At 55.1% G+C, this 3,071-nt stretch carries 3 protein-coding genes; 1 reads left to right on the forward strand and 2 read right to left on the reverse strand.

Annotated features, from left to right (window positions below):
- Positions 1-629: homocysteine S-methyltransferase family protein (locus ACWVCN_RS00545; protein ID WP_455243550.1), on the forward strand; the 629-nt coding region annotated here is incomplete at its 5' end.
- Between the two features lie 73 nt (positions 630-702).
- On the opposite strand, the gene ACWVCN_RS00550 is transcribed toward ACWVCN_RS00545, so the two are convergent.
- Together ACWVCN_RS00550 and glnA are read right to left on the reverse strand one after the other, a co-directional pair.
- Positions 703-1,473: a CBS domain-containing protein gene (locus ACWVCN_RS00550; RefSeq protein ID WP_455243551.1), complete on the reverse strand. Its 771-nt coding sequence runs from the start codon at positions 1,471-1,473 to the stop codon at positions 703-705.
- Between the two features lie 531 nt (positions 1,474-2,004).
- On the reverse strand, positions 2,005-3,071 hold a 1,067-nt coding region (glnA, locus tag ACWVCN_RS00555; RefSeq protein ID WP_455243552.1), incomplete at its 5' end, for a type I glutamate--ammonia ligase.

Genomic DNA, 3,071 nt, shown 5'->3' on the forward strand with positions numbered 1-3,071 from the left:
AAATTGAGGACGACCGTACAAAGGTTGTCATCAGCGGATGCGTCGGCCCACGCGGGGACGGGTACAATCCTCGCGATAGAATGTCAGAATGCGACGCGGAGGCCTACCACCAGGAACAAATCAATACTTTTGCAGAGACAGCTGCAGATATGATCACCGCACTCACTCTGAACTACGTTGAGGAGGCGATGGGAATCGTACGGGCGGCCCGGAAGGCCCGCATGCCTGTCGCAATCTCTTTCACCGTTGAAACCGGTGGCAACCTGGCCACGGGCCAAACGCTCAGTGCTGCAATTCAACAGGTGGATGCCTCCACCTCGTCATACCCTGCCTATTACATGGTGAACTGCGCCCATCCCACCCACTTTTCGCATGTCCTGGCGGCAGGCAAACCCTGGACTAAGCGAATTCGTGGACTGCGAGCGAATGCGTCGAAGAAGAGTCACGTCGAATTGAACGAGGCTTCGGAACTGGACGCGGGAAACCCGGAAGAACTCGGGCAGCAGTACGCCAAACTCAAGGAATGCTTGACGGGCTTGAACGTGTTGGGCGGTTGTTGCGGGACAGACCACCGGCACGTGGCGGAGATCGCCGCGGCATGTTCGCCGATGTTTCACCGAACGGCTTGAGACCGTGCTTTCCCCCCAAAGTCCATACTCCGCGCGAGCAGATCTCTCTTTCGCTGCACTTAAGACTGCGCCGTTACGATAATCCTCGATCCATAAAAGCACGGAGGAGGTCGGACACTGATAAGACGCCGATGATCGTGCCGTCCGCGGTGACAGGCAGATGGCGAATGCCTTGCTTCTTCATGAGGGCCATAGCCTCAGACAACGGCTCGTCTTCCTCGATGGTGAACACCGACTTGCTCATACAGGACTTCACCGTAACACTATTCGGGTCGAGGCCCTTGGCGACGGCTCTCCGGCTCAGATCGGAATCCGTGATAATCCCGACGTAGCGGGACCCGTCGTCGACGATGAGCGAGCCGACGCGATATTTCTGCAGCATTTTCCCGGCTTCCTTGATTGTGGCAGCATGATGAATGCTGTGCACCTCGTGGGACATGTAATCTTCCACGACCGCAGTCAGGGTGCCTTTCCCGTTCCCCTGCCGTAATCGCTGCACCTTCCTTCGCATTTCCAGATCAGCCAGGCAACTTTCGAGCACCTGCCGGCGCTGGTGAAGACTCTCACGCTCCACATCGTGCGTTCCGCTCTCCTGGGCTTCCTCAGGAATCGAGGCGGATTCTCCGGTCTTGGCATATAGGTAGGCTTCAGTTTCGTCAGAGGCCGCACCGAATACCTGTCCAATCAACTCTTCCGCCCCGTCGTCGAAATCTTCAAGAGAGGCGCCGCCTCTCCTCCGTGATAGAAATGGCTGGAATTTCACCAACTGCTGCTTAAATCGCTCGATGTAACGTTCGAGAATGTCAGTCCGCGTCAAACCTGTACGAACTCGTTTTGGCATCATACCCCTCCTGAAGTGTGGCAGGAGAATAGCGCAAGCCAGAGGATGTGCTCAAGCCCTATGCCGCAGCTGGATGCAATTCTCCACCAGGCAGACTTTCCTATCTCCCGACCCTCTTGAGGCAGATGGGATCTTCTCACTAGAACGTTTCTACCTGAGCCATTTCCCATTCAAAGGGATCTTGCACCTTTCTTCCCTTGATTAATGCTCTGCGAACGTGCGACTGATGTATTGATTGTCGACTTGGAGGCGACTTTTTCTGGCTCAACCACGCGGTAAGGACTCACCAGCCAGTATCCCCTTCCAAGAAACAGTCCTCCGCCTTCGACATTTCAACGCGGCGAGATGACACTGTCCAGCCGACTGACAAACAAAGAGGCGTCCGCCATCCCTGCGAGGATGACGGACGCCTTTGCCGGTTGTCTTCCGGTACGAGTCTCACCGCAACGTCATTGTTGCCGATCAACTCTCGAAGAACTTTTGCGCCACGAACTCTTGCGCTTGTCTTTCCACTTTGTACAAGAGAGCAGACAATTACACGTCATAGTACAGGAAGAATTCGTATGGAACAGGACGTAACCGCATGGGATCGACTTCCTTCGACCGCTTGTACCCTATCCAGGCCTCAATCAGGTCCTCGGTGAACACGCCTCCCTTGAGCAAGAACTTGTGATCCTTCTCAAGATTGTTCAGGGCTTCGTCCAAACTGCCAGGCATCGTCCTGATTTTGGCGGCTTCCTTGGCCTCCAAATCATAGAGGTCCTTTTCTGCCGGCTCACCAGGGTTGATCTTGTTTTCAATCCCGTCCAGTCCGGCCATCAACATGGCGGAAAACGCCAGGTATGGATTGCAGCCTGGATCCGGGAACCGAACCTCAATCCGCTTGGCCTTTGGACTGGGTGAATACATCGGAATCCGGATACCTGCCGAACGATTGCGGCTCGAATAGGCCAGCAACACCGGCGCTTCAAACCCCGGCGTCAGGCGTTTGTAAGAGTTCGTCGTTGGGTTCGTGAGTGCGGCCAGGGCCGGTGCATGTTTCAGAATTCCACCGATGTAATACAAACAGGTCTGGGAGACGCCTGCGTAATCCTTGCCTGCGAAGAGCGGTTTGCCGTCTTTCCAAATGCTCTGGTGCGTGTGCATGCCGCTACCGTTGTCCCCGAAGATCGGCTTTGGCATGAAGGTCGCGGACTTGCCGTGACGACGCGCGACATTCTTGACGATGTACTTGTACATCATCATCTTGTCGGCCATCTTCAGGAGTGAATCGAACCGAATGTCGATCTCGGCCTGCCCGGCCGTCGCCACTTCATGGTGATGTTTTTCGACTGCGATGCCGACCTTTTCCATCTCCAGAACCATTTCGGTACGAATGTCTTGCTGTGTATCGGTCGGAGGCACGGGGAAATAGCCTTCTTTATGACGGACCTTGCCGCCCAGATTGACCCCCTCCTGCCCTGAGTTCCAAATCCCCTCGTCCGAATCGACATAGTAAAATCCGCAATGGCTCGTCTGATCATAGCGGGCATGGTCGAAGACGAAAAACTCGGCTTCCGGCCCCCAGTAGGAAATATCTCCGATTTTTGTGCTCTGGAGGT

The sequence above is a fragment of the Petrachloros mirabilis genome (assembly GCF_975968855.1).